The 24938-nt window shown below is 59.7% G+C and carries 22 protein-coding genes; 7 read left to right on the plus strand and 15 right to left on the minus strand.

Annotated elements, in window-relative coordinates; translation table 11 throughout:
- Window positions 1-12 precede the first annotated feature (12 nt).
- Both KQP88_RS20355 and KQP88_RS20360 read left to right on the plus strand, forming a co-directional pair.
- The gene (locus KQP88_RS20355) at window positions 13-381 is read left to right on the plus strand and encodes a septal ring lytic transglycosylase RlpA family protein (protein ID WP_025261800.1); all 369 of its coding nucleotides are present in this window, start codon (window positions 13-15) and stop codon (window positions 379-381) included.
- A 53-nt stretch (window positions 382-434) separates the two neighbouring features.
- Complete coding sequence (locus KQP88_RS20360; protein WP_216704021.1) at window positions 435-1466, plus strand: calcium/sodium antiporter; 1032 nt, start codon at window positions 435-437, stop codon at window positions 1464-1466.
- 7 nt (window positions 1467-1473) lie between these two features.
- On the opposite strand, the gene KQP88_RS20365 is transcribed toward KQP88_RS20360, so the two are convergent.
- From KQP88_RS20365 to ptsP, 6 genes are all read right to left on the minus strand, one after another.
- On the minus strand, window positions 1474-2415 hold the full coding sequence (locus KQP88_RS20365) for an AEC family transporter (RefSeq protein ID WP_200994639.1): 942 nt from the start codon (window positions 2413-2415) through the stop codon (window positions 1474-1476).
- 197 nt (window positions 2416-2612) lie between these two features.
- Window positions 2613-3071 carry an REP-associated tyrosine transposase gene (locus KQP88_RS20370; protein WP_200994640.1) on the minus strand — a complete coding sequence of 153 codons (459 nt, stop codon included), beginning with the start codon at window positions 3069-3071 and terminating at the stop codon, window positions 2613-2615.
- Window positions 3072-3265: 194 nt separating this feature from the next.
- Window positions 3266-4822 carry an alkaline phosphatase D family protein gene (locus KQP88_RS20375; RefSeq protein ID WP_216704022.1) on the minus strand — a complete coding sequence of 519 codons (1557 nt, stop codon included), beginning with the start codon at window positions 4820-4822 and terminating at the stop codon, window positions 3266-3268.
- 78 nt (window positions 4823-4900) lie between these two features.
- Entirely contained in the window at window positions 4901-6643 is a 1743-nt protein-coding gene (locus KQP88_RS20380) for a PTS fructose-like transporter subunit IIB (protein WP_216704023.1), read from the minus strand.
- A gap of 12 nt (window positions 6644-6655) precedes the next feature.
- Window positions 6656-7597: a 1-phosphofructokinase gene (gene pfkB, locus KQP88_RS20385; protein ID WP_216704024.1), complete on the minus strand. Its 942-nt coding sequence runs from the start codon at window positions 7595-7597 to the stop codon at window positions 6656-6658.
- The gene (ptsP, locus tag KQP88_RS20390; protein ID WP_216704025.1) at window positions 7597-10461 is read right to left on the minus strand and encodes a phosphoenolpyruvate--protein phosphotransferase; all 2865 of its coding nucleotides are present in this window, start codon (window positions 10459-10461) and stop codon (window positions 7597-7599) included. The genes pfkB and ptsP overlap by 1 nt, the downstream gene beginning before the upstream one ends.
- Window positions 10462-10799: 338 nt before the next feature.
- On the opposite strand from ptsP, the gene cra reads away from it, so the two are divergent.
- Together cra and KQP88_RS20400 are read left to right on the plus strand one after the other, a co-directional pair.
- On the plus strand, window positions 10800-11795 hold the full coding sequence (gene cra / locus KQP88_RS20395) for a catabolite repressor/activator (protein WP_216704026.1): 996 nt from the start codon (window positions 10800-10802) through the stop codon (window positions 11793-11795).
- A 6-nt stretch (window positions 11796-11801) separates the two neighbouring features.
- Complete coding sequence (locus KQP88_RS20400) at window positions 11802-12587, plus strand: TatD family hydrolase (RefSeq protein ID WP_216704027.1); 786 nt, start codon at window positions 11802-11804, stop codon at window positions 12585-12587.
- A 149-nt stretch (window positions 12588-12736) separates the two neighbouring features.
- Here the strand turns inward: KQP88_RS20400 and ampE are convergent, their stop codons facing one another.
- The 3 genes from ampE to KQP88_RS20415 form a co-directional block, all read right to left on the minus strand.
- Window positions 12737-13573 (minus strand): regulatory signaling modulator protein AmpE, encoded by an 837-nt coding sequence (gene ampE / locus KQP88_RS20405; RefSeq protein WP_216704028.1) that lies wholly within the window; start codon window positions 13571-13573, stop codon window positions 12737-12739.
- Window positions 13574-13588: 15 nt separating this feature from the next.
- Window positions 13589-14137: a 1,6-anhydro-N-acetylmuramyl-L-alanine amidase AmpD gene (gene ampD / locus KQP88_RS20410; protein ID WP_216704029.1), complete on the minus strand. Its 549-nt coding sequence runs from the start codon at window positions 14135-14137 to the stop codon at window positions 13589-13591.
- 143 nt (window positions 14138-14280) lie between these two features.
- The gene (locus KQP88_RS20415; RefSeq protein WP_216704030.1) at window positions 14281-16536 is read right to left on the minus strand and encodes a DUF1631 domain-containing protein; all 2256 of its coding nucleotides are present in this window, start codon (window positions 16534-16536) and stop codon (window positions 14281-14283) included.
- A 346-nt stretch (window positions 16537-16882) separates the two neighbouring features.
- On the opposite strand from KQP88_RS20415, the gene nadC reads away from it, so the two are divergent.
- Genes nadC through KQP88_RS20430 form a run of 3 tightly spaced genes read left to right on the plus strand, consistent with a single transcriptional unit; the run spans window position 16883 to window position 20114 of the window.
- A complete protein-coding gene (gene nadC / locus KQP88_RS20420) occupies window positions 16883-17731 on the plus strand; it encodes a carboxylating nicotinate-nucleotide diphosphorylase (protein ID WP_216704031.1) in 849 nt (282 codons plus the stop codon).
- Between the two features lie 34 nt (window positions 17732-17765).
- Window positions 17766-18836, plus strand: coding sequence for a TIGR00266 family protein (locus KQP88_RS20425; RefSeq protein ID WP_216704032.1), 1071 nt, complete (start codon window positions 17766-17768; stop codon window positions 18834-18836).
- Window positions 18837-18881: 45 nt separating this feature from the next.
- Complete coding sequence (locus tag KQP88_RS20430) at window positions 18882-20114, plus strand: VWA domain-containing protein (RefSeq protein ID WP_216704033.1); 1233 nt, start codon at window positions 18882-18884, stop codon at window positions 20112-20114.
- 226 nt (window positions 20115-20340) lie between these two features.
- On the opposite strand, the gene KQP88_RS20435 is transcribed toward KQP88_RS20430, so the two are convergent.
- The 6 genes from KQP88_RS20435 to KQP88_RS20460 are packed head-to-tail and all read right to left on the minus strand — an operon-like array spanning window position 20341 to window position 24914.
- Window positions 20341-20919, minus strand: coding sequence for a TerD family protein (locus KQP88_RS20435; RefSeq protein WP_201005832.1), 579 nt, complete (start codon window positions 20917-20919; stop codon window positions 20341-20343).
- A 39-nt stretch (window positions 20920-20958) separates the two neighbouring features.
- Window positions 20959-21534 carry a TerD family protein gene (locus tag KQP88_RS20440; RefSeq protein ID WP_025261816.1) on the minus strand — a complete coding sequence of 192 codons (576 nt, stop codon included), beginning with the start codon at window positions 21532-21534 and terminating at the stop codon, window positions 20959-20961.
- Window positions 21535-21561: 27 nt separating this feature from the next.
- Entirely contained in the window at window positions 21562-22596 is a 1035-nt protein-coding gene (locus KQP88_RS20445) for a TerC/Alx family metal homeostasis membrane protein (RefSeq protein ID WP_216704034.1), read from the minus strand.
- A 29-nt stretch (window positions 22597-22625) separates the two neighbouring features.
- Window positions 22626-23075, minus strand: a complete 450-nt coding sequence (locus tag KQP88_RS20450; RefSeq protein ID WP_025261818.1) for a tellurite resistance TerB family protein — start codon at window positions 23073-23075, stop codon at window positions 22626-22628.
- A gap of 52 nt (window positions 23076-23127) precedes the next feature.
- Window positions 23128-24324, minus strand: coding sequence for a TerD family protein (locus KQP88_RS20455; protein ID WP_216704035.1), 1197 nt, complete (start codon window positions 24322-24324; stop codon window positions 23128-23130).
- Window positions 24321-24914 (minus strand): TerD family protein, encoded by a 594-nt coding sequence (locus tag KQP88_RS20460; protein WP_198723626.1) that lies wholly within the window; start codon window positions 24912-24914, stop codon window positions 24321-24323. The genes KQP88_RS20455 and KQP88_RS20460 overlap by 4 nt, the downstream gene beginning before the upstream one ends.
- Between the last annotated feature and the right edge of the window lie 24 nt (window positions 24915-24938).

Below are 24938 nucleotides of genomic sequence, written 5' to 3' on the forward strand. Positions count from 1 at the left end.
AGGATTAGACCCATGCGCCGACTTGCCACTGCCTGTTCCCTGTTCACTCTTCTGGCCGGTTGCGCCAGTCATGACATCGATCCCCACGGCTACGACGAAACCGGTCGCGCTTCGTATTACGGTGCCCGACATCACGGCAAGCGTACCGCCAGTGGCGAACCCTTCAATCAGAATGCCTTGACCGCTGCTCATCGCGAGCTGCCTTTCGGCACGCGGGTCAAAGTCACCAACCTCGACAACGACAAGACCGTCGTCGTGCGCATCAACGATCGCGGCCCTCATGTACGAGGCAGGCTGATCGACGTCTCCCGTGAAGCCGCCGAACAACTGGGCATGCTGCGCAGCGGAACCGCGCCAGTGCGCGTCCAGAGCCTCGACTGAGGACAGCCCGAATTATCCAGCTATCGACCCTTCCCGCCCCCGCGCTCATCCAGTTGGTGAGCGGTCTTCTGCTGTTGCTGATCGGCGCAGAATTATCGGTTCGCGCCGCCGTGCGCCTGGCCTCGATCCTCAGGATTCGACCACTGATCATCGGCCTGACGGTCGTCGCCCTGGGCAGCAGTGCGCCGCAGATGGCCGTCAGCCTGCAAGCCGCGTTTTCCGACAGCACGGACATTGCCGTGGGCAGCGTCATCGGCAGCAATATCTTCAATGTGCTGGTGATTCTGGGCCTGTGCGCCCTGATCATTCCGCTACGGGTCGCCCGTCAGGTGCTGCGCATCGACATTCCGCTGATGATCGGGGCCAGCCTGCTGGTCATTGGGCTGTCCTGGGATGGTGAGTTCAGCAAGCTCGACGGGGTATTGCTGCTGGGCACGATGCTGGGCTGCCTGTTTATCGTCCTGCGCCAGGCCGGTCATGGCGCACGTCACGGGCACACCCACAGCACTGAAAAACCGCGCTCACTGACCTGCATCGCCCTGCTGACCAGCGGCCTGCTGTTGCTGGCGTTCGGCGGTCATCTGCTGGTGGATGCTGCGGTGGTGGTCGCGATGAATCTGGGGCTTTCAGAGCGGATCATCGGCCTGACGCTGATGGCCATCGTCACGTCCCTGCCCGCTCTGATGACATCCCTGATCGCAGCCCTGCGCGGCGAGCGGGATATCGCGGTGGGCAACGTGATCGGCAGCAACCTGTTCAATCTGCTGGGCGTGCTGGGCGCGACCGCGCTGATCTCGCCCGTGCCGTTGTCGATATCCCCCAACGCCCTGGTGTTCGACCTGCCGATCATGCTCGGCGTCGCAGTGCTCTGCCTGCCGCTGTTTTACGCCGGTTATCGCATCACCCGCTTCGAAGGGCTGCTGCTGTTGGCGTTGTACCTGACTTACGGGCTGCATATCGTGTCGTTCAGTACTGGCATGCTACTGGCCGAAAGGCTTGAGCACTTGATGCTCCAGTTCGTCCTGCCGCTGCTGGGTATTGCAGTAGCCTTTGGCATCGTAAAGGCCTGGCGGCGTCAACACTGACGACCGACTAGATCCAGCCGCCCCACTGCAACAGGAAGATCCCGATATTGGTTGTCACGGCCGCCGCCAGCGTGGTGATGACGATGATCGCAGCCGCCAGCTCGTAATTGCCGTTGGCCGTGCGGGCCATGATGTAACTGGCCGCCGCCGTCGGGCTGCCGAAATACAGGAACAGAATCCCAAGCTCCGCACCGCGAAAGCCCACCAGCCACGCTGCAAAGGTGCAGATCAGTGGCAGCCAGACCATTTTCACCATGCTGGCACTGATCGCCAACGCGCCGCTTTTGCGCAAGGACGCCAGCGACAGCGTGCCGCCGATACAGATCAGCGCCAGCGGCAGGGTCATCTGCGCCAGATAGCTGCCGGAGGTTTCCAGCCATTTGGGCAGGCCGATGCCGAAATAGGCGAAAGGCGAAGCGACGATGACACTGATGATCAGCGGATTGGCCAGCACACTCTTGAAGATGCTCCACGGATCGGACTTGATCACCGGGCTGTAAACCGCCAGCACAATGGTCGAAAGCGCGTTGTAGAACACAATCACCAGCGCCGCGAGAATCGCCCCAAGCGAAATACCGTACGCGCCATACATACTGGCAGCCAGCGCCAGGCCCACCACGCCATTGTTGCCACGAAACGCGCCCTGAACGTACACACCCCGATCTTCAGCGGGGCAACGCCAGATCGCCCAGCCCCAGGTGGCCGCGAAACTCAACAACGTCGCAACACTGAAGAAAATCAGCAGCTTGGGTTGCAACGCTTCATTCAGGTTGGCGTGAATGATCCCCAGAAACAGCAGAGCCGGCATGGTGACGTTGAACACCAGCCCCGAAGCCACGACGATAAAGCCATCGTTAATCGCATGGATGCGCTTTAGGATCACACCCAGGAACAGCATGGCAAATACAGGCGCGGTGATGTTCAGGGTTTCAAGAAAAATAGCCAGCATGCCGCAGACCTGATCCTGTCGTTAGGTCCCTCATCATAAGCCAGCAGGGAGTGGAGGTGTTGCAAGGAATTTCAGTTCACACCGCTGTCGCCAGCAAGCTGCCTCCCACAGGGGTACTTCAGTGGCCACAAGAAGCTGGGCACCCATCAAATCCTGTGGGAGGCAGCTTGCTGGCGACGACTGAGGCTCAGGCAACACTAAATCCATGCAGCATCCCAGAGCGAATATTCCCGGATGTTGTTGACCAAGCCTGCGCGTTCAGGATTTGCAACGATGTAGCGCGCAACGGCAAGGATATCTTGCTCTCGTCGTATGGCTCTATCGTGATATCCATCTTGCCAAAGCCGACCTATGCGCTTGCTGGCTTTGTTCAAAGTTATTGTGCTTCTGGATTTAACCCTCTGCATGACTCGCGGCAGTGAGTCTGTGCGCAACTCAAATAGCCAATGCAGGTGATCAGGCATCACAACCCAGGCCAGTGAGTTAACAAGCTCCATTTCATGAGCATGTCTCAATTCATTCACGAGCAGGCGACCGAGAAGCCAATCCGTAAATACCGGCTCCCGACCGAGCGTGGTTGCCGTCACCAGATAGAGTTGCCCTCTTCCGGAGAAGCGGCCTTTGCGCAAATTTCGTGAGTGTGATTTTTCAGGCATTCCTTTGCCCTTTTCTTAACGAGTAGATTCCGAATCTACTACCCAGAGATCTTTTTCAGGGGACTTATGGTTTTACTGTGTGTGTCGAAGTGCTGTCGCCAGCAAGCTGCCTCCCACAGGATTTGATGAGTACCCAGCTTTTTTGGACACCACATACCACTGTGGGAGGCAGCTTGCTGGCGACGGGCAGTACGCTAAGTCACTGGCTGCAACTTACGCTCAAACACCGACACTCCATCCAGATCCCGCAGGGTTACGGTCATTTCTGCAGTCTGGCCATCGATGTTCACTTCCCCGAAGAACTGGAACCCTGCAAAGGGTGAGGTGTTTTGGGCGGGTGGGGCTTTCTGGAAGACCAGTTCCGGGCCAAAGGTCTTGTCCAGTGCGTTGGGGCCGAAGCTGCCAGCGTTGAGCGGCCCCGCCACGAACTCCCAGAACGGGTCGAAATCCTGGAACACCGCAAGGTCCGGTTGATAGTGATGGGCAGCGCAATAGTGCACATCGGCCGTCAGCCAGACGCAATCGCGGATCTTTTGTGCCCGCATGAACGCCAGCAGTTCGGCGACTTCCAGTTCGCGCCCCAGGGCCGGGCCATCATTGCCGTTGGCGATGGCTTCCCAGCGCGCCACACCGGGACTGACTTCGCCGTCCGGGACACCAAGACCAATGGGCATGTCTGCCGCGATGACTTTCCATTGTGCCTTGGAGGCCTTGAGTTCGCCCTTGAGCCAGTCCAGTTGCTCACGGCCCAGAAAGGCCGTGGTCGGCCCCGGCTTGTCCGCCAGGTTGGCGTCATTGCCATCGCGATAGCTGCGCATGTCCAGCACGAACACATCCAGCATCGGGCCATAAGGAATTTTGCGGTAGATGCGCCCGCCGTTATCGGCCTGCTGCAAACGCATGGGGGCGTATTCCAGAAAGGCCTGTCGCCCACGAGCCGACAGCAACTGGATGTCCTTGACCTTGTAGCGATCATCCAGCTGTTTGCTGGGCGACCAGTTGTTGGTGACCTCGTGGTCGTCCCACTGCCAGATCTGCGGCACCTCGGCATTGAAGCGGCGCAAGTTGTCGTCCATCAGGTTGTAGCGGTAGTTGCCGCGATATTCGTCCAGCGTCTCGGCAACCTTGCTCTTAGCTTCGCTGGTGATGTTGCGCCAGATACGCCCGCCTTCGACGGTGATCTGCGCCGGGACCGGGCCGTCGGCGTAAATGGTGTCGCCGCTGTGGATAAAGAAGTCCGGCAAACGCAGACGCATGGCTTCGTAGATGCGCATGCCGCCAATGTCGGGGTTGATGCCGAAGCCCTGGCCGACGGTGTCGCCACTCCACACGAAACGGATGTCGCGACGCTGTTGCGGCATGCTGCGCAGATGGCCGAACCAGGGCTCGCTGGCAACACCCGACTGGGCATCCTCGAAATGAACACGGTAAAAGATCGCCTGATCCACAGGCAGGCCGCTCAGTTCGACACGGGCCGTGAAGTCGGTGCGCTGATCGGCCAGCGCCGACACCAGCCGACGCGGGTTGGGAAACATGCTGCGGGTGTCCCATTCGACCACCATGCGCGATGGCCGGTCGCTGCGGCTCCAGACCATCGCCCGATCACCCAGCAGATCACCGGACTGCACACCGTCGGTCATCTTCGGACGATCCTGCACCGAAGCAATGACTGCCGGTGCCAGACCCGGCAGCAGAAAACCGGCTCCGACAGCCTGAATCACACGACGACGCTTGAGATCGAACTGGCTCATGGTTAACCCCTTTCAAGATGCGAAAGGGGAAACCTAGCAGGCCAATGTTGGAGGGATATGACAGCCAGCGCCCACGTATCAGGCGGTGGCTTTGGCCAGTTCCATCTCTACCGCTTCAGGCCGTTTGAGCACTGCGTAGATTACGCCGGTCGCCACGCTGCCCACGACAATGGCCAGCAGATACAGCAACGCATGGTTGATGGCGTTGGGTATCAACATCACGAACAGGCCGCCATGGGGCGCCATCAGTTTGCAGCCGAAGTACATCGACAGCGCGCCGGTCAGCGCACCGCCGATCACGCTGGCAGGAATCACCCGCAGCGGGTCCTTGGCGGCAAAAGGAATCGCGCCTTCGGAAATGAAACACAGGCCCAGCACGAACGCAGCCTTGCCAGCCTCACGCTCGCTCTGCGCGAACTTGCGGCGTGCCAGGATCGTGGCGATGCCCATGCCGATCGGCGGCACCATACCGGCAGCCATCGCAGCCGCCATGGGCGCATAACTCTGGGACGCCAGCAGACCGACGGAAAACGCATAGGAAGCCTTGTTGATCGGCCCGCCCAGGTCCACGCACATCATCGCGCCCAGCAGCACACCCAGCAGAATCGCGTTGGTGGTGCCCATGCTGTCCAGGAAGGTGGTCAGGCTGGCGAGCATGCCCGCAACAGGCTGGCCCACCACATAGATCATGATCAGGCCGGTGAACAGGCTCGACAGCAACGGAATGATGAGAATCGGCTTGAGTGCTTCGACACTGGCTGGCAGGCGTGCGTAGCGGTTGATCAACCACGCGCTATAGCCCGCCAGGAAACCGGCCACGATACCGCCGATGAAACCCGCGCCCAGCGTACTGGCCAGCAAGCCGCCGATCATGCCCGGCGCCAGGCCTGGACGGTCGGCGATGGAGTATGCGATGTAACCTGCGAGCAGCGGCACCATCAGTTTGAATGCCGACTCACCGCCGATCTTCATCAAGGCCGCTGCCAGAGTTCCCTCTTGCTCATAAGCCTTGATGCCGAACACGAACGACAGCGCAATCAGCAGACCGCCCGCCACCACCATCGGCAGCATGAACGACACGCCGGTCAGCAAGTGCTTGTAGACGCCGGTCCCTTCTTTTCTGGAAGGCGTCTTGGCCACTTCGTCCGCCGACTCCACCTGTCCCTCGGCCAAGGCTTTTTTCAGGATTGCGTCGGATTGCTTGAGGGCAATGCCGGTGCCGCAGCGGTAGATTTTCTTGCCTGCAAAACGATCGGTATTGACCTCGATGTCCGTTGCCAGCAGCACCACGTCCGCATCGGCAATGGCTTGCGGGCTGAGCGGGTTTCGCGCCCCGACCGAACCCTGGGTTTCCACGTGCAGGTCGTAGTTCAGACGCTTGGCAGCCTGCTGAATCGCCTCGGCGGCCATGAAGGTGTGCGCAACGCCGGTCGGGCAAGCAGTAATCGCGACAATGCGCGGCTGGCTGCCGGAGCTGCCGACGGCGACAGCCTCATCGGCCGCAGGCGCAGCATAGACTTGCGCCTCATCGGCGGCGCGTTTCAGGAAACCGTCCACATCCTGCAAGGCATGGGCGGGCGTGTCCTGAAACAGGCGCTTGCCGACAAAACGGCTCAGGTCCAGCGGGCCGGTGTTGACCACCAGCACCAGATCGGCCGCTTCGATATCCAGCGCCGAAAGGTGCTGTTCGGGCTTGTTCGGGTCCACGACTTCGACGCTGGTTTCCCAGCCCTGACGCTGAGCTGCCGCATCGAGCAAGCGGGCGCTGAGGACGCTGCTGACCTTGCCGTTCGGGCAGGCCGTTACAATGGCTAACTTCATCACGATCCTCTCTTATTGTTCTGTCAGGCTGCGTACAGTGACGCCGCTTTCAAGTCGTTTGAGTTGGGCGGCATCGGTAATGCCGAAACCGATCTGGGTCACTGCCATCGCGGCAATCGCGGTCGCCGTGCGCAAGGTTTTCTGTGGTTCATGACCACCGAGCAAGCCGTGAACCATGCCTGCCAACAGAGAATCCCCGGCGCCTACGGTGCTGGCGACGGTGACTTTAGGGGGCTGCGAATGCAGCGCGGTGCCGGAACTGAACCAGTGAACGCCCTCGGAACCCTGGGAAATCACCACATGCTCGATGCCCTGGGCGCGCAGGCGAGTCGCCGCTTCGGCCTGGGCAGCAATGGAGATGATCGGTGCATCGAGGGCATCGGCCAGTTCTTCGGTGTTGGGCTTGATCAGCCAGGGACCTGCCGCAAGACCGGCACGCAAGGCCAGGCCGCTGCTGTCCAGCGCCACCTTGAGGCCGAGGTTCTTCAGCATGAGCAAGAGCTTTTGCAGCCACTCGGGCGTTACGCCACGCGGCAGGCTACCGGCGACCACCACGGCATCGAAACCGGGGGCAATCTGCTCGACCCTGGCGAACAGGGCTTGCTGGGCCGCTTCGCTGACCTGCGGGCCAGGGCCGTTCAAATCCGTGATGCGACCACTGCCTTCGGCCAGTTTGATATTGCTGCGGGTTTCGCCCGGCACGCGCACGAACTCGTCGACAAAACCACGCCGGGTGAACAGGGACTCGAACGGCTGCTGATTGTCGATGCCGAGAAACCCGGCCACGGTCAGCTCATGCCCCAGATCGGCCAGCACTTGAGCCACGTTCAGGCCCTTGCCGGCCGCATGGCTGAGCATGGCATCACTGCGATTGACCTGCCCGAGTTCCAACTGGCCCAACTGTACAGTCAGGTCCAGCGCCGGGTTCATGGTCAGGGTAAGAATCTTCGCCATTACAAAGCCTCCACCAGCGCACGCACTTCGGCTGCGCTGCCTGCGGTCAGCGCCTGTTGCGCCAGTTTTTGAGCGGTGCTCAGTTCCAGTTCACGTACGCAGGCCTTGACCTCGCCAATGCTGCGCGCCGAAACGCTCAACTCATCCACACCCAGCCCGACCAGTACCGGCACCGCCAGCGGGTCCGCCGCCAGCTCGCCGCAGACACCTACCCATTTGCCATTGGCATGGGCGGCACGCACGGTCATGTCGATCAGTTGCAGCACGCTCGGGTGCAAGCCGTCTGCCTGAGCGGAAAGGGTTGGATGACCACGATCGATGGCCATGGTGTATTGGGTCAGGTCGTTGGTGCCGACGCTGAAGAAGTCCACTTCCCTGGCCAGTACCGGTGCCAGCAACGCCGCTGACGGAACCTCGATCATGATCCCCAGTTGCAGATCGCTGACCGGAATTTCTTCACGCAGGCGCTGGGTCATGTCCCGGGCCTGACGCCACTCTTCAACGGTGCCGACCATGGGGAACATGATGCGCAGCGGGCCGCTGTCGGCTGAGCGCAACAAGGCGCGCAACTGGCTTTCCATCACGTCCGGGCGTTGCAGGGTCAGGCGGATGCCGCGCACACCGAGGAACGGGTTTTCTTCCTTGTCGATGGGCCAGTACGGCAACGGTTTGTCACCGCCGACGTCAAGGGTACGAACCACCAGAGGTCTACCGCCCAGATCGGTGAGCACGCGCCGGTATTCGGCTTCCTGAGTCGCCTCGTCCGGTGCCTGGGAATGAGCCATGAACAACAACTCGGTGCGCAGCAGGCCGATGCCTTCGGCGCCCTGCTCCACCGCTGCCGGAGTGCCGGTACTGTCGCCGATGTTGGCGAAGACTTCGACGGCATGGCCATCGCGAGTCACCGCAGGCTCCATGCGCGAGGCGGCTGCAGCCTTGAGACGCTGTTCACGGGCATCGCGGTCCTGTACGGCACGCTGCAGGACCGACTCATCCGGCGCGACAGTCAGACGACCCCGCTGGCAGTCCAGCAGCAGAACGGTGCCTGGCTTGAGTTGCAATACTTCATCACCGGCACCCACCAGCGCCGGAATACCCAGAGCACGGGCCACGATAGCGCTGTGCGCCGTTGCGCCACCCCGAGCGGTGAGGATGCCCGCGACATGCGCCGGATCCAGTCGCGCCACGTCGGACGGGCCGACTTCATCCATCACCAGAATGTAAGGCTCGTCGGGAGCGGCAACGGTTTCGACGCCACAGATTTGCGCCAGCACACGACGCCCGACATCCCGCAGATCCGCAGCACGCTCGGCCAGCAGCACGTCATTCAACTGCTCTTGCTGGGAAGCAGCAGCATCGATCACGCCAGCCCAGGCGGCAGCGGCGCTTTCGCCCTTGTTCAGGCGCAGTTCGGTCTCGCTGCCCAGCTCCGGGTCATCGAGCATTTCTTGGTGAGTGATGAAAATTTCGCGAATGGCCTTGGCCTTGCTGCGCTGGATCAGGTTTTCGATATCCCGACGCACTTCGGCAAGGGCCTGTTGCAGGCGCTCACGCTCGGCAGCCACCGACTCGCCCTGCTCTGGATAATCGAAGGCTTGCAGCACTTGAACATGAGCAGGCCCGATGGCAATGCCTGGCGAGGCCGAGACGGCTTGCAGCACGGCACCCTCGATGGGCGCAGCAGCCTTGGCCACGGCAGCTTTTTGGGGAGCAGGTTGCGGCTCGGTCGCGACCGGCAATGGTTCTACTTCCTCACCAAGACCTTGCTCAACAGCCGCCAGCAAGGCAGGCAAAGCGTCTTGCGCAATACTCGGCTCGGCAATGAATTCCAGCGTCTGCCCGCGGCGGGCGCCGAGGCTGAGCAGCTTGCTCAGGCTCTTGGCCGACACTGCGGTTTCGCCGGTTTCCACCACGCGCACACGAATCTCGCCTTCAAACTCCTTGGCCAATTGCGCCAGCACCTTGGCTGGACGGGCATGCAGGCCGTGGGCGTTGGCCAGGCCAATCTGCCGGGTCGGCCACTCGGCGGGCAATTCACCGCCCAGGGCTTGCAGGATGACGCGACTGCTGGTGGCATGGCCCAGTTCGTGACCACGCCCTTCGATCAACAGCGAGCACAGGCGCTCAAGCAGGGTCTGGTGAGCTTCCCCGAGGCTGGCCAGGCAGAACAGCCCTGTCAGGGGTTGGCCCAGATAGCGCAGGGGTTTGTCCGGTGTCACGAAGGCCAGACCAGGACGCTTGACCGTCTGCTCGCTGTGAAGCCACCACAGGCCATCACCCAGCGGCAGGGCTTCGACCTGCTGGAGAATCGCGGCAAATCCGTTATTGACGCAATCGGCCCGGCGCAACAGACGCGCACCGCGCCAGACCAGTTCTTCAAAATCGTCGGCCGATACGCCGAGGCTGATCATCTGTGCGTCGAGGGCCAGTTCCTGAGGTGCGCCCTGCAAGAGCCGCAGCAGGTCTTCCGGAGTTTTCGCCTCGCGCAGGGCCTGGCCCAGATCCGCTTCGCCCAATGCACGGGTCAGCAGTTGCAGCAGCCGCAAGTGCTCGTCCGACTTGGCAGCGATACCGATGGCCAGGTAAACGATTTGCCCGTCGCCCCAATCCACGCCTTCAGGGAATTGCATCAGACGCACGCCGGTGCTGAACACCAGATCGCGGGTTTCAGGGGTGCCATGGGGGATTGCGATGCCTTGGCCAAGAAAGGTAGAGCCTTGCTGCTCGCGATTCATCAGCCCGTTGAGGTAACCCTCGGCAACCAGACCGTCAGCGACCAGATGGTCGGCGATCAGTTGCAACGCGCCCGGCTTATCCACAGCCGTGCGGCCCATGGATATTTGCTCCAGAGAAAGTTCGAGCATGTCCTGACTCCTGTGCAGCGCCAGAGCGCTACCTGATTCTTGTTTTAATGACGACCATTGAGTGATCGACAGCTTGGGAGATGAAAGTGCTGCCTGTCGGATTGCACTTTCATCCTGATTTGCAGCAAATATCAGCTTGCTGAATCGTTTAATCTACAATTGCACGGCACGTTACTCGATTATGGCCTCTCGTTGAAGCCCAGTCGGTCCGATAGCTGTAGGAGACGTCTCAAAATACACCGAGCACTTGGGCATCCCCTATGGTCTGGTGTAAAGATGCTCCGCGATCAGCGAAACTCCTCGTTGATACGAGACAACCACGAAAAGGAACTTTTCGCGTGAAACTCAGCGATATTGCGCGTCTGGCAGGTGTTTCCGTCACCACAGCCAGTTACGTAATCAATGGCAAGGCCGAACAGCAACGCATCAGCCCCGCGACCGTCGAGCGTGTGAAGGCGGTAGTCGAACAACATGACTTCCGCCCCAACCCTCAAGCCGCGGGCTTGCGTACCCGTCACAGCCGTACCCTGGGCTTCATCCTGCCGGACCTGGAAAACCCCAGTTACGCCCGTATCGCCAAGCTGCTGGAGCAAGGCGCCCGCGCCCGCGGCTATCAGTTGCTGATCGCAAGCTCCGACGACGATCCCGCCAGCGAACTGCAACTGCTGCAGGTCTTTCGTGCCCGACGCTGCGATGCGTTGCTGGTCGCCAGTTGCCTGCCTTCCAGCAACGACAGTTACCGCGAACTGCAGAACAAAGGCCTGCCGATCATCGCCATTGACCGGGAAATGAACGCCGAGTTCTTTTGCTCGGTGGTCAGCGACGACCACGACGCCAGCCTGCAACTGACCCGCAGCCTGTTGCAGACGAATCCCGAACACATCGCCTTGCTGGGCGCCCGACCTGAACTGAGCGTCAGCCAGTCGCGTGCAGAAGGTTTCCGGCACGCGCTCGGTGGTTTCACCGGCACGACCACGATCGAACATGGCGAAGCGTTCAGCCGTGAGTGCGGCCAGCGTCTGATGAGTGACATGCTGCAACGCCTGGGGCATTTGCCCGATGCGCTGATCACAACGTCCTACGTGTTGCTGCAAGGTGTTTTCGATGTGCTGCAAAGCCAGGAACTCAATCCCGCGCAATTACACCTGGGCACTTTCGGTGACACCCAGTTGCTGGACTTCCTGCCGCTGCCGGTCAATGCCATGGCCCAGCAACATCAGCTGATTGCCGAAAAGGCTCTGCAACTGGCACTGGCCGCCATCGAAAACGATCAGTACGAACCCGGCGTACATGCCATCGTGCGGACCTTCAAGCAGCGGATTCACGAGGGCTGACTGGCAATGCTGATTGACACCCACACTCACCTGGACTTCCCGGATTTCGACGACGATCGTCAACAGGTGCTCGACAAGTGCCGCACCCTGGGCGTGGAGCGCATGGTGGTGCTGGGGGTTTATCAGCGTAACTGGCAGCGGCTATGGGACCTGACACTGGAGCATCCGGCGCTGTATGCGGCGTTCGGCCTGCATCCGGTCTACATCGACGAGCATCGCCCCGAGCATCTGAGTGAACTGGGCGACTGGCTGAACCGCCTCAAAGGCCACCCTCAACTCTGTGCCGTGGGCGAGATCGGGTTGGATTACTACGTCGAAAACCCGGACCGCCCGAACCAGCAGCGGGTCTTCGAAGCGCAACTGCAACTGGCGGCTGACTTCGATCTGCCGGCGCTGCTGCATGTACGGCGCAGCCACGCGGATGTGATCGCGACGCTCAAGCGCCACAGGCTCAGGCGCAGCGGGATCATTCATGCGTTTGCCGGCAGTCGGGAGGAAGCTCGGGAATATATAAGGCTGGGGTTCAAACTCGGCCTTGGCGGTGCCGCGACCTGGCCGCAGGCGCTACGCATGCACCGGATCATCGCCGAGCTGCCACTGGAAAGCATTGTGCTGGAAACCGACTCGCCGGACATGGCTCCGGCGATGTACCCCAACCAGCGCAACAGCCCGCAGCATTTGCCGGACATATCCAGGGCGCTGGCCGGGCTGTTGAAAGTCAGCCCAGAGGATTTGGCGCAGGTGAGTACGCGCAATGCCTGTGAGCTGTTCGGGTGGCCTGTTCGCGAATGAATTCACACTAATACAGATCAGCTCACAACTTGTAGGAGGCAGCTTGCTGGCGAAAAAGGCCTGAAAGCCGACAGACATTCTGCGCCTGTACGTGAAGTCGCCAGCAAGCTGCCTCCCACAAAGTGCTGCATGTGGCCCCTGCTTACAAATCAGATCAATAGTGTCCACAGCGCAAACCCCGCATACCAGACGATGGCGGCGCGTATCAGCAATTCCCAGAGCATATCGAGGCTGGTCACACCATCGGCGCCCATGACAGGTGCAGGGACTTCGCTGGCGACACGGCCGATGCGCGTAATCAGTTGCGCGGCGCTGATGTTCCAGTTGAGCAGCTCATGGAGCATCACCCGGCTGACCGCCACGAAGTTGCCCACCAGCGCGAAGCTGGCCGCCAGCAGCCTGACCGGCACCCAGTCGAAGGCATGGCGCAATTGCGTCGCCCGCTCCACCAGCGCCGGCGTCTTGCCGCTTTCGGCCGCCAGGGCCAGCAAGCGATAAGCCAGCGCGGCAACAGGGCCCAGCAGGAAGTACCAGAAGATCACCACGAAGAAGCTCTGATAAGCCTGCCAGAGCATGTAGCCCTGAACGCCTTCCAGCAGTTGCTCGCCGTTGTCGGCCTGCACGCCCATGTCTCTTTCGGCTACATGCACGGCGGCCTGTTCATCGCCACGTCGGCAGGCATCGCGAAACGGACCGAGCGCGGCCAGCAGATCACCACGGCCAAGGCTGTAGATCAGCACCAGAAGATGAACAGGCAAAGCCAGCCAGCCGTAAGCCACCGAACCGACGATGGTCAGTGCCAGGTGCAGTATCAGAAGCGGCAGCAGAACCAACAGAGCCAAAATGACCCAGGGGCGAGAAGCGGTTCGCGGACTTGACTCGAGCCTGGCCAGTTCCTTCAGCCATGGCCCGTCACGCTGTACACGCTGGCGCAGTGCCGAAAATTTTTCGACCCACACTGCCAGCAGCAACACCAGAAAACTCATCGCTTGATCCTCACTTCAGTCCTGCAAGGCGGCTTGAAAACGAGCCCAGTCGAAACATGGCCCCGGATCGGTCTTGCGTCCGGGTGCGATATCGCTGTGCCCACAAATGCGCTCGGGCGTGATCGCCACAAATGCCTGACGCAACTGGCACGTCAGAGCGATCAAGGCGGCATATTGCGCATCGGTAAAGGGCTGGTCATCCGTGCCCTCCAGCTCGATACCGATGGAAAAGTCATTACAGGCTTCGCGCTCCTGGAAACAGGAAACGCCAGCATGCCAGGCCCGGTCAAGACATGAGACGAATTGAGTCACCTCGCCATCACGTTCGATCAGAAAATGCGCCGAAACACGCAGATCGGCAATACCCTCGAAATAGGGATGCTCGGTGATATCCAGCCGGTTCTGGAAAAACTCCTGGACCTTGCCTGTCTTGAACTGAGCAGGCGGCAGGCTGATGTTGTGGATCACCAGCAGCGAGATTTCACCTTCCGGTCGCGCATTGAAATTGGGTGACGGGCAATGCTGTACGCCGTCACACCAACCGCTTGCGGGGTCCAACTGCATGAAAGCTCCTTGAAGACGGGTTTCGATAGGCGCAAGTATGCCCAAAGAGAAGGTAGGAGCGAATTCATTCGCGAAGACATTTTTTCAGGCACTACATCCAGGCAAGAGGGGCGCCAGACAGGCATCCCCTCCTCCACCGGGCTTTATGCGCCCTTGAGCTTTCGCAGGCTGCTGATCACCGACTCCAGCGCACGGTCGAACAACAAGGCGTCGTCGAGGATGCGGATGGTGCCGCGACGCAATTCGATGGCCAGCCCCATGCGGGACTTCTCCAGAACCTTCATGCCGGTACGATTGACGAACACGTAACGCCCGGAAGGCTCGACGATAGCCGTGAGCTTGCAGCGCAGCTTGTTCTCCTCGTCTTCCTGGATCTCGACCCAATTGCCAACGCGCAGCTTGTCGACCATCTGCAGGCCGGCATCGTCGTTGGGCAATTGCAGGACACTTTCATTGCTCAAGGGCTCGTCCGGCGCAGTCAGGACGATCTCCTCCATCACGACCATCATGGCCGGGCCTTCAGCAGGCTCAGCTTCAGTCAATGCAGCTGCATGCTGAAGCTCATCGCCTTGCGCATCCTGCAGCCGGGAGAAGTGCTGGAAAGCCTGAACATGGAGCACTTCAAGCTGACTGAAGAATTCACTGGTGGCGAACGGATCAAAAGCAGCGCTGGCCAGACCCTCACGCAGTGACTTGAGCAGCCCCGGCACCAGTTCGAGCAGCTTCTGCCGTGATTCCGGATCTTCGTGCAGTTCGACACTCCAGACCAGATCGTCCATGGCTTGCAGACCGGCCAGCCACTCGCTCGAACCTTCGCCATGCTTGAGGCAGGTCAGCAGCAGGACTTTGCTCCAGGCCTGTTCCAGCAGACGCACAACCGCTTCGGGCAGGGTTTTGCCCAGCAAGCGCTGGTTCAGTTCATGCTGAACCAACTGACGCGCCAGCTCTGCACGGGTACGACCTTCTTCGGCATCCCGAGTGCGCTGTTCAAGCAGTTCGCTGCGACGACGCTCGTCGCTGGTGAAGGCCAGGAAGTCAGCCAGCAGTTCGGAGAAAATCGCCGGGTCATCGACAAAATCGTTGAGCAGGCGCTGCACGATCTGGTCGACACGCATGTACAGCGAGTCGCGCTGATAATCGTCGCGCCCGCCCCAGCCCAGTGCAGCGGTGGCAATTTCGTTGAGCAGACGACGGGCCGGATGGCTGCCACGGCTGAAGAAACTCTTGTCGATCACGGCAACCTTGAGCATCGGGATCTGCAAGCGCCCGATCAATGCACGCAGCGAGTGCGGCAGGTTGCGGTCATCGAGGATGAACTCGAACAGCATGGCGATCAGGTTGATGACGTCCTCATCACCTGCGCCGACGCCGCGAGACTTGCCGCTCTTGACGCTGACCCGGGTCAGCAGTTGCTCAAGCTGGTTGCGCAGGTCGAAGTCTTCAGGAGCATCCGAGGTCGGCACGTATTGCTGCAAGTGCGACAGCAGGCGCAGCAGGTCCTTGCTGGAGATGGGGCGCACCTCAGAGCTCGGGCCATGACGCGGCGTCAGGTTGCCGCGCACTTGCAGCAAGAGTTCCTGCAACGCCGAAAACACTTCGAGCACGCCCTTGTCGAGCTTGTCCGCCGCCTGCGCCAGTGCCGGGTCGGACAGTTCGCTGGGGCGCGTCCGGGGAGCAGGCCGGTCGGAGGAGCGACGGGCAGGCAAGGCTTTCATTTCAGGCAGGATGCCGGTAGCGATCAACAACTGGTTGGCCTCGCCATACAGGTGATCGATGTTGGTCAGGATGTATTTCTCGAACAGCTTGAGAACGATCAGCTTGACCTTGATCTCTACCCCCAGACTGCGCTTGGCCTGGAGGAAGAAGTTGCACAACATTGCCGGCCCCATGGGGTTGGTGTCGACAGTGATGGGCTGAGGAATCAATTCGTTCAGGCGCGCCGTCAGCTGACTCAGGGCAACGCCGTCGCGGCTCATGACCTTGGCGACCATCGAATCGACGGCCACGGTTTTTTCCAGCTCGTCGTTGGGCACCAGTGACAGCTTGTCGAAAGCGACCGCTGCAGGCAGCACAGGCTCGGTGATCTGGTATTGGCCCAGCGCCAGGAAAGACTCGTAGAACTTGTCGAGAAACGCCCGCTCGATGCTTTTGCGCTTGAGGCGCAAATCGCGCATGGCCTCGAAAAACAGGTTCTGCTCAGTGTTGCTGACAGCGCGGTCGGCCATCTCGAAGAGGGTGTCGTCAGCGTTGTCGAACAACGCCTGCAAAGCATCCTTGAGCTGCTGTGCGGCTTTATCACGCACCTGCAACAACACGACGGGCAGCCGGGCCAGAGGCGTACTTGTACCCTGGGCAGGAATTCCCTTGCTCAACGGCACAACGTTTTCGTCGTTTTGCATCAAACCCCCTGACAGGAAACGGCTTTAATCCCATCACAAACGCGGTTTGCAACCTTCGCCTGTGAAGCGATCCCCTTGGTCTTTGCGCTACGTCAAAGCTATGACGTCAAATACAAGTCGGATTATCTTTCAAAACTTGTATCGAACGCCAGCGAAGTATTGCGCCTTGTAACAAGCGCATTACAGATCAGGGGATGTGCAGCGATAGACAACGCTAATCGACATATATCGCAAAGGAATTTACAAAACCGACCAACAGCACGCTTTGCGAGCGTGAGCAGCCGTACAGGTGGGTTACAAAGGTGCCGTGCCTTATACTCCTGCGACTTTGTTAGTGGAGCCCGATATGCCGAATTTACGACTCGCCGACCTGACAGCCGAAATAGAAGCCAATGTGCGGCGCGCATTGCTCGAAGACGTCGGCAGTGGCGACATCACCGCTCAACTGATCCCCGAAGAGCGGCTGGCCAAGGCCACCATCATTTCTCGCGACGAAGCTGTGATAGCCGGTGTGGCATGGGTCGACACGGTTTTTCGTCAGCTCGACCCTCGGGTTGCCGTGCACTGGCAAGTGGCCGATGGCGACCGGGTCAGCCCCAATCAGGCGCTGTTCCATCTGGAAGGTCCGGCACGCTCGCTGCTGACCGGCGAGCGCAGTGCGCTCAACTTTCTGCAACTGCTGTCTGGCGTTGCCACTCGTGCGCAGCACTATGCCGACATGGTGAGCGACACTCAGGTCAAGCTGCTCGATACCCGCAAGACCCTGCCCGGCCTGCGTCTGGCACAGAAATATGCCGTGACCTGTGGCGGTTGCCACAACCACCGCATCGGTCTTTACGATGCCTTCCTGATCAAGGAAAACCATATTGCTGCCTGTGGCGGCATTGCCCAGGCCGTTGCCGCCGCGCACAAGATCGCCCCCGGCAAGCCGGTGGAAGTCGAAGTGGAAAGCCTGAGCGAACTCAAGCAGGCGCTCGAAGCCGGTGCCGACATCATCATGCTCGACGAATTGAGCCTGGATGACATGCGTGAGGCCGTGCGCCTGACCGCTGGACGCGCCAAACTCGAAGCCAGCGGCGGCATCAATGACGACACCTTGCGGGTGATTGCCGAAACCGGCGTGGACTATATCTCCATTGGCGCGATGACCAAGGATGTGAAAGCGGTGGACCTGTCCATGCGCTTGAGCCTCTGACCTGTCCACAACTCGAAAGAGAGGAGTCGTCATCTTGGAACAATGGTTTGTAGTGAATGCGGGCAAACAGCTCGGCCCCATGGACGCAGCAGCGGCACGGCTCATCGCTCGCGAAGCGCCGGGCGCATGGTGCTGGAAAGAAGGCATGCCGGACTGGCAGCCGATCTATCAGGTGCAGGAAGTGCGGGCCATGAAGAAGGATGGCGTGACGCCCTTTCCGGATCCATCACCCGATATGATCCAGCCCCGGCCATCGGCCCTTCCCGCCCATGCGGCTCCGGCTCCAATACCTGCACCTGCCAGCAGACGGCCTTCGTTCACTCCCGATCCAAACACCTCAAGCGGTTTTGGCTCCGGGCAAGCCACCGATGGCGTGGACTTCAAGCTCTACGGCACCGAAACACAATTTGTCGAGCTTGAACTGGACCGTGGCGAAAGCGCCGTGGCCGAAGCCGGTTCGATGATGTACAAGACCTGCGACATGCAGATGGAAACCATCTTTGGCGACGGCAGCAGCCAGTCTTCAGGATTGCTGGGTTCGCTCCTGGGTGCAGGCAAACGCATGCTCACCGGTGAAAGTCTGTTCACCACCGTGTTCTCGCAACAAGGCTCCGGCAAGGGGCGCGTTGCATTCGCCGCGCCCTACCCCGGCACCATCCTGCCGCTGCACCTGCGCGACTTCAGCGGCAAGCTGATCTGTCAGAAGGACAGCTTTCTGGCGGGCGCAAAGGGCGTGTCCATCGGCATTCAGTTCCAGAAGAAAATTCTCACCGGCCTGTTTGGCGGCGAAGGCTTTGTCCTGCAAAAACTCGAAGGCGACGGCTGGGTGTTCATTCATATGGGCGGTACCGTGCGCCGGATTGAACTGTCGGCGGGCGAATCCCTGGACGTGGATACCGGCTGCCTCGCGGCCATGACCCAGAGCGTCGATTACGACATCCGCATGGTGGGCGGCATCAAGTCCATGCTGTTCGGCGGCGAAGGCGTGTTCTTCGCCAGACTGACAGGTCCCGGCACGGTATGGCTGCAAAGCCTGCCCTTCTCGCGCCTGGCCGGACGCATGCTGGCGGCCAGCCCGGCCGGAGTGGCACGAAGCGAGCGCTGAACAATCCCGGGGCCGGCACAGGCCCCGAATGCACAAGGAAGAGACATGCTAATCACTCAAGGCCAGCGAATCCCGCTTTCCAGCCTGATTCAAGGCTCGGACCTCACCCTGTCCATCGACATCAAGTCCGCCCATGTGATCGATTACGTCTGCTTCGGCGTTGACGCCCAAGGCAAGCTGTCGGATGACCGCTACATGATTTTCTTCAACCAGCCCGCCAGCCCTTGCAACAGCGTCAGGCAAGTCAACGGCGGCGACTTTCAGATTGCCCTTGCCGGGCTGCCCACTTCCATAGACCGGCTGGTGTTCACCGCTTCCATCGATGGCGCCGGAGCCATGAGCGACATCCAGGCCAGCCATTTCAGCATCAAGGATGCCGGTCGCGAAGTCGCTCGCGGCGAGTTCTCTGGCGCAACCTTCGCTGCCGAAAAAGCCATCATGGTCGCCGACCTCTATCGCAAGAATGGTGAGTGGCGCATTGCATCGAACCTGCAGGGTTACAACGCCGGCCTGGATGCTCTGGTGGTGCACTTCGGTGGCGAAGTCGCCGAAGCTCCCGCACCAGCGCCAGCCAGAGTGTCGCTGGAGAAGAAAATCGCCGAAGCAGCCCCTCAACTGGTCAGTCTGGCGAAAAAGGCTCAGGTCAGCCTGGAAAAGGCCAAGCTGACCGACACCAAGGCTCGTGTCGGCCTGGTCCTGGATGCTTCCGGCTCCATGAACGCGCAATACAGCCGCGGCCATGTGCAGGAAGTGGTCAACCGCCTGATTCCGCTGGCGGTGCATTTCGATGATGACGGCGCACTGGACTGCTGGGCGTTCGGTGCCCGGCCTTGCCAGTTGTCATCGGTGTCGCTGAGCAACTTCAAGGACTTCATCCAGACCGACAATGGCGGCTGGAAGAACTGGGAGCTGGGCGCCAGGGTCAATGACGAGCCCAAGGCCATGCGCATGGTCATTGATTACTACAAGCAATCAGGCGACCGGACACCGATCTACATCCTGTTCATCAGCGATGGCGGTGTTCATCAGGACAGGGAAATCACCCGGCTGATGACCGAAGCGGCGAAACTGCCGATCTTCTGGCAATTCGTCGGCTTGGGCGGACGCGGCTATGGAATCCTGGAAAAGCTCGACGACATGACCGGACGGGTTGTGGATAACTGCAATTTCTTTGCTCTGGACCGACTGGACGAGGTCCCGGAAGAGAAGCTGTATGACTTGCTGATGGAAGAGTTTCCGGACTGGCTCAAGGCAGCCAAGGGTGCGGGGATTCTGTAGTTTTTGAGGCATGTCACATAAATTTGTGAGAGGCAGCTTTATGGCGACTTCACAACTGAGTGGGAGCGAATTCATTCGCGAGAGGTCAGTACATCCGAAGAGGATGTATCGCCTTCAATGCCTTTTCGCGAATGAGCGGAGCGCCGCCCGATTCGTTCCCACAGCCCCCTTCCACAAATAAAAAACCCCGCCATCGCTGGCGGGGTTTTCATGACGCTGACCGGGTTTAGCCAATCGATACGCCGTGTGCTTCTGCCAGTGGCTTCAGGCCGCCTGCGAAGCCTTGGCCGATGGCCTTGAACTTGAACTCGTCGCCATGGCGATACAGCTCGCCGAAGATCATCGCGGTTTCGGTCGATGCGTCTTCCGACAGGTCGTAACGAGCGATTTCCTTGCCATCCGCCTTGTTCAGAACGCGGATGTAGGCGTTGGCCACTTGACCGAAGCTTTGCTTGCGCTCGTCAGCGGAGTGGATGGTGACACCGAAAACCAGCTTCTTCACAGCAGCGTTGAGGGTTGGCAGCTTGACCAGAACAGACTCGTCGTCGCCGTCGCCAGCGCCGGAGCGGTTGTCGCCCAGGTGCTCGACCGAACCGTCAGCCGACTTCTTGTTGTTGTAGAAAATGAAGCCGCTGTCGTCCAGCACCTTGCCGTTCTCGCCCACGATGAATACGGAAGCGTCCAGATCGAATTCGGTGCCGTCGGTCACACGTGGGTCCCAGCCCAGGCCTACGGTGATTTCGGTCAGGCCAGGAGCCTCTTTGGACAGGGAAACGTTACCGCCTTTACTCAGACTTACAGCCATTTGCGTAATCCTTTTCTGAAGAAGTAGTAAGGGTATGAATCAGAAATTCATACCGTGAGCGTTGGCTACAGCCTTCAGGCCACCGGCATAACCCTGGCCTACGGCGCGGAATTTCCACTCACCGTTATTGCGATACAGCTCGGCGAAGATCATTGCGGTTTCGGTCGAAGCGTCTTCGGCCAGATCGTAGCGAACGACTTCAGCGCCAGACTTCTCGTTCAGTACGCGGATGAAAGAACCGCCCACCTGACCGAAGTTCTGCTTGCGGCTGTCAGCGTCGTGAATGGTCACGACGAATACGATTTTATCGACATCGGCAGGCACGCGAGTCAGGTCGACCTTCACGACTTCATCATCACCATCGCCAGCGCCGGTACGGTTGTCACCGGCATGCTCCACGGAGCCATCGGCGCTCTTGAGCTGGTTGTAGAAAATGAAGTCGGCTTCGCTGCGGACTTTACCGTTGGCACCGAGCAGGAATGCGCTGGCGTCCAGGTCAAATTCCTGGCCGTCAGTGGCGCGCGGGTCCCAGCCCAGGCCGATCAATACATTGGTCAAGGTCGGGTCGGTTTTGGACAGCGAAAGGTTGCCACCTTTTTGCAGAGTCAAAGCCATGATTCGTTTATCTCCTTTTTCCAGTGTTTACGCTTTTTCTTCAGCCGACTCGTCTTTTCCCGGGAAGAGCAGGCTAGCGACAATACCGATTACCAGCACCACCATCACAACCATGAGGCTGGTGTTGGCGCTGATGCTGTATCCATGATGGAACAAGTGGTCAGTTGCGTTCAGGCCCAGCTTGATTGCGATGAAGAACAGCAGTGCGATAACCGCTTTCTCCAGGTGAACCAGGTAGCGCTTCAGGGCTTCGAGTACGAAGTACAGGGTACGCAGGCCCAGGATCGCGAACAGCATGGCCGAGAATACGATCAGCGGCTCACGGCTCACGGCGATGATGGCCGGCACGGAGTCGAAGGCGAACAGTACGTCGGAGATTTCAGCCACGACCAGACACAGGAACAGTGGGGTCGCAAAGATCGCGCCTTTGGCAGCCAGGGTGATGCCGCTGTTCTCAGGCTTCTTGATTTCTTCTTCCAGGACAGCGCGGCGTACGAAGAAGTTGTTGCCGTGCAGTTTTGGCCACACCGGGAACAGTTTCTTGGCGAAGCGATAGGCCATGTGCTGGGAGTAGTCGATTTCTTCGTCGTCGTCATCGCCAGCCCTGAGCATCATGATGGCAGTCCAGGCAACGATTACCGCGAACACCACTTCGACCCACGGGCCCAGAGCCAGAAGGCCTGTACCGATGGCAACGAAAATGCCGCGGAACACGATTGCGCCGATGATGCCCCAGTACAGAACGCGATGGCGCAGGCCATCAGGGATCTTGAACCAGGCGAACAAGGCCATGAACACGAAGAGGTTATCGACGCTCAGGACTTTTTCCAGTGCATAACCGGTCACGAACAGCGTTGCGACTTCAGAGCCGTGCTGAACATACAGAAAGCCGGCAAATGCCAGAGAGATTGCCACCCAGAAGATCGACCAGGCCGATGCCTGGGTCAATGTGATCGGCTTGTTTCCCCGGTGGGAAAACATGTCGACGGCCAGGGCCGAGATGGCCAGGCCAACGAAAACGGCCATGGTGAGTGGAGGGAAGCCAAGAGCGGTGCTTTCCATTTAACTGCGTTCCTCAAAAGGGTCAAAAATTACAGGTCAAAGTCGGAAGGATTCAGGCCGAGCTCATTACAGATGGAGCGGCAGACAGCACGTTCCTTCTCGTCGAAGCTGCCATCTGCGCCACCGATGGCACAGCAGACGCGCACCAGAAGGCGGGCAGCATCTTCTTTTTTCTTGATCTTGCCGATGGTTTTCAGCGCTTCGGCACGACCGATTTCGACATCGAAGTCGAATTTGGCGCATGCATCCTGAAAAGCCTGGATGACGTCTTTCATGTCAAAAACTTTCAGTTCCTGAGAGTTCTGAATGAAGCCGGCCATTTTCTGTTTTTCACTGGAGCTGATTTCGCCATCGGCTGCAGATACCAGGGCACAACCTGAAACCACTGCATCCATGAACTCACGGTTCTTGAACTTCGAGACTTCGGAAGCAAGCTTGTCGCGAGCTGCTGTTGCGTTTGTTTTCAACCAGTCCAGCATTTCAATCCCCTACGAGGCAGCCAGGCCACCTCAGAAAAATCAATCGTGTTGTTTACTTGGAACCTGCGGCCCAGCGCATGCCCCAGCCATAGGCCTTGTCCATGTTGCTATGACCGTTGTGGAAATCCACACGACGGGTCACCTTGACGGCCCCGTTGTCGTTTTCCAGCAGTGCGATCGCACACATGCCCTGACGACCGCCTTCCTCGTTGAGGCGAACCTCGATAGGTGGCTGGCCCGGGGCGTGGATGGTGACAACACCGTCGGTTTCTTTCCAGTTCGGTGCGCCTTCATAGATGAATGCGTAAACCAGAATGCGACGGATCTTGCTCCAGTGCGCGCCGTTGATATGCAACCACTCGCCGTCGCTGATGGAGCCGGTACGGTCATCGCCCATCAATTTGATGAAAGGCTCGGTGTTGAGCGATCCAAACGAATTGCCCAATGCCTGGACCGCACCTTTGTAACCGTCCTGTAACTCGAACAGGCAGCCTACATCAAGGTCGATCGCATTGCTCTTCTTCATCGAGAAGAAGCCGCTGCTTTTGCTCTCGCTGCGTCGATTCCAGTTCAGGTTGACCCTGATTTCACCGAAACCGGCACTGGTTTTCTCCAGGCTGACGGAAGCACGTGTCTTGTCCAGCGTGATCTTGCTGAGACTGACGGTGGGCTTGGGCGCGGCGACTGGTGCAGGTGCAGGTGCAGGTGCAGGTGCAGGTGCAGGTGCAGGAGGCTGGGCCTCTGGCGCTGCGACTTCAACACCGAAGTTCTTGGCCAGAGGCTCAAGACCACCGGCAAAGCCCTGGGCGACGCAACGGAATTTCCAGGCGCCCTGACGCAGGTAGAACTCGCCCAGAATCAGCGCGGTTTCCTTCATGCCACTGGTAGGAATGGCCGCTTCGATTCCGCCGGTGACGGTCAGGGCAAGGTGCGACACGCTGTCGAAGCTGGCCTTGTTCTCATAGATGGTTGCCGTGAGCGCAACCTTCTCGATGGCGGCATCCAGGCGACCCGGATCAAGACTGAAAACAGCCCGGCCCGTTGACGCTTCCGTCAACTGGACCGCACCGCCACTCACGCTCTTCTGACCGAAGAAGCACATGTCGTGATCGCCACGGACCTTGCCTGCACTGGTCAGCAGGAACGCGGAGACATCGATGTCCGCGCCCGCTAGAGGGGAATAGCTGACGTCGACCGTCAATGGGCCAGCAGCTACTGGCGCATTGGCGCCTGGGACAAGTTGAGTCATGCGCGTACCGCTCCAACGGCCAGGTCGACCAGATCGTCAGCAGTGCGGCCATTGGTGGCCTGACCTACAGCGGTGAAATCCCAGCCGCTGGAAGTGCGCGACAGATAGGACATGACCACGCCTGTGTGCTGACCTTTTTCGGACAGATCGAAGCGGCCCAGTTCGTTACGGGTGCCCAGATCGACGATACGGCAGTAGGCGTTGGCGACTTTTTCGAAGTTCTGGCCGGTGAACGAGTTGACGGTGAACACCAGATATTTCACGGCTGCCGGCAGCTTTTCCAGATCGACGCTGATGGTTTCGTCATCGCCTGCGCCTTCACCGGTACGGTTGTCGCCGGAGTGATGAATGGCACCGTCACGCGATTGCAGCTGGCGGAACCAGACCAGGTCGAGAGGCTTCTTGTCGGCATCGAGCATGATGCAGGAGGCGTCCAGGTCGATATCTCCGCCACCGCCGCCCAGCAGCTTGCCGAAGAAACCGCTCGGCTTTTCAGGGTCCCATCCCAGCCCCATGCTGACTTTCTTAAGGCCTGTACCAGCTGTTTTCTCAAGCGAGATCGTCTGGTTTTTTGCCAAAGTGAGTGCCATTTTTCGCTCCATGTGAACTACGGA

Origin of the sequence: Pseudomonas lijiangensis, assembly GCF_018968705.1 — a bacterium.
In the GTDB taxonomy this organism is placed as follows: domain Bacteria; phylum Pseudomonadota; class Gammaproteobacteria; order Pseudomonadales; family Pseudomonadaceae; genus Aquipseudomonas; species Aquipseudomonas lijiangensis.

Coding starts and splice junctions, on each gene's coding strand:
- KQP88_RS20355 (WP_025261800.1), top strand. CDS start 13: ATGCGCCGACTTGCCACTGCCTGTTCCCTGTTCACTCTTCTGGCCGGT.
- KQP88_RS20365 (WP_200994639.1), bottom strand. CDS start 2,415: ATGCTGGCTATTTTTCTTGAAACCCTGAACATCACCGCGCCTGTATTT.
- KQP88_RS20370 (WP_200994640.1), bottom strand. CDS start 3,071: ATGCCTGAAAAATCACACTCACGAAATTTGCGCAAAGGCCGCTTCTCC.
- KQP88_RS20375 (WP_216704022.1), bottom strand. CDS start 4,822: ATGAGCCAGTTCGATCTCAAGCGTCGTCGTGTGATTCAGGCTGTCGGA.
- KQP88_RS20380 (WP_216704023.1), bottom strand. CDS start 6,643: ATGAAGTTAGCCATTGTAACGGCCTGCCCGAACGGCAAGGTCAGCAGC.
- pfkB (WP_216704024.1), bottom strand. CDS start 7,597: ATGGCGAAGATTCTTACCCTGACCATGAACCCGGCGCTGGACCTGACT.
- ptsP (WP_216704025.1), bottom strand. CDS start 10,461: ATGCTCGAACTTTCTCTGGAGCAAATATCCATGGGCCGCACGGCTGTG.
- KQP88_RS20400 (WP_216704027.1), top strand. CDS start 11,802: ATGCTGATTGACACCCACACTCACCTGGACTTCCCGGATTTCGACGAC.
- ampE (WP_216704028.1), bottom strand. CDS start 13,573: ATGAGTTTTCTGGTGTTGCTGCTGGCAGTGTGGGTCGAAAAATTTTCG.
- ampD (WP_216704029.1), bottom strand. CDS start 14,137: ATGCAGTTGGACCCCGCAAGCGGTTGGTGTGACGGCGTACAGCATTGC.
- KQP88_RS20415 (WP_216704030.1), bottom strand. CDS start 16,536: ATGCAAAACGACGAAAACGTTGTGCCGTTGAGCAAGGGAATTCCTGCC.
- nadC (WP_216704031.1), top strand. CDS start 16,883: ATGCCGAATTTACGACTCGCCGACCTGACAGCCGAAATAGAAGCCAAT.
- KQP88_RS20430 (WP_216704033.1), top strand. CDS start 18,882: ATGCTAATCACTCAAGGCCAGCGAATCCCGCTTTCCAGCCTGATTCAA.
- KQP88_RS20435 (WP_201005832.1), bottom strand. CDS start 20,919: ATGGCTGTAAGTCTGAGTAAAGGCGGTAACGTTTCCCTGTCCAAAGAG.
- KQP88_RS20440 (WP_025261816.1), bottom strand. CDS start 21,534: ATGGCTTTGACTCTGCAAAAAGGTGGCAACCTTTCGCTGTCCAAAACC.
- KQP88_RS20445 (WP_216704034.1), bottom strand. CDS start 22,596: ATGGAAAGCACCGCTCTTGGCTTCCCTCCACTCACCATGGCCGTTTTC.
- KQP88_RS20450 (WP_025261818.1), bottom strand. CDS start 23,075: ATGCTGGACTGGTTGAAAACAAACGCAACAGCAGCTCGCGACAAGCTT.
- KQP88_RS20455 (WP_216704035.1), bottom strand. CDS start 24,324: ATGACTCAACTTGTCCCAGGCGCCAATGCGCCAGTAGCTGCTGGCCCA.
- KQP88_RS20460 (WP_198723626.1), bottom strand. CDS start 24,914: ATGGCACTCACTTTGGCAAAAAACCAGACGATCTCGCTTGAGAAAACA.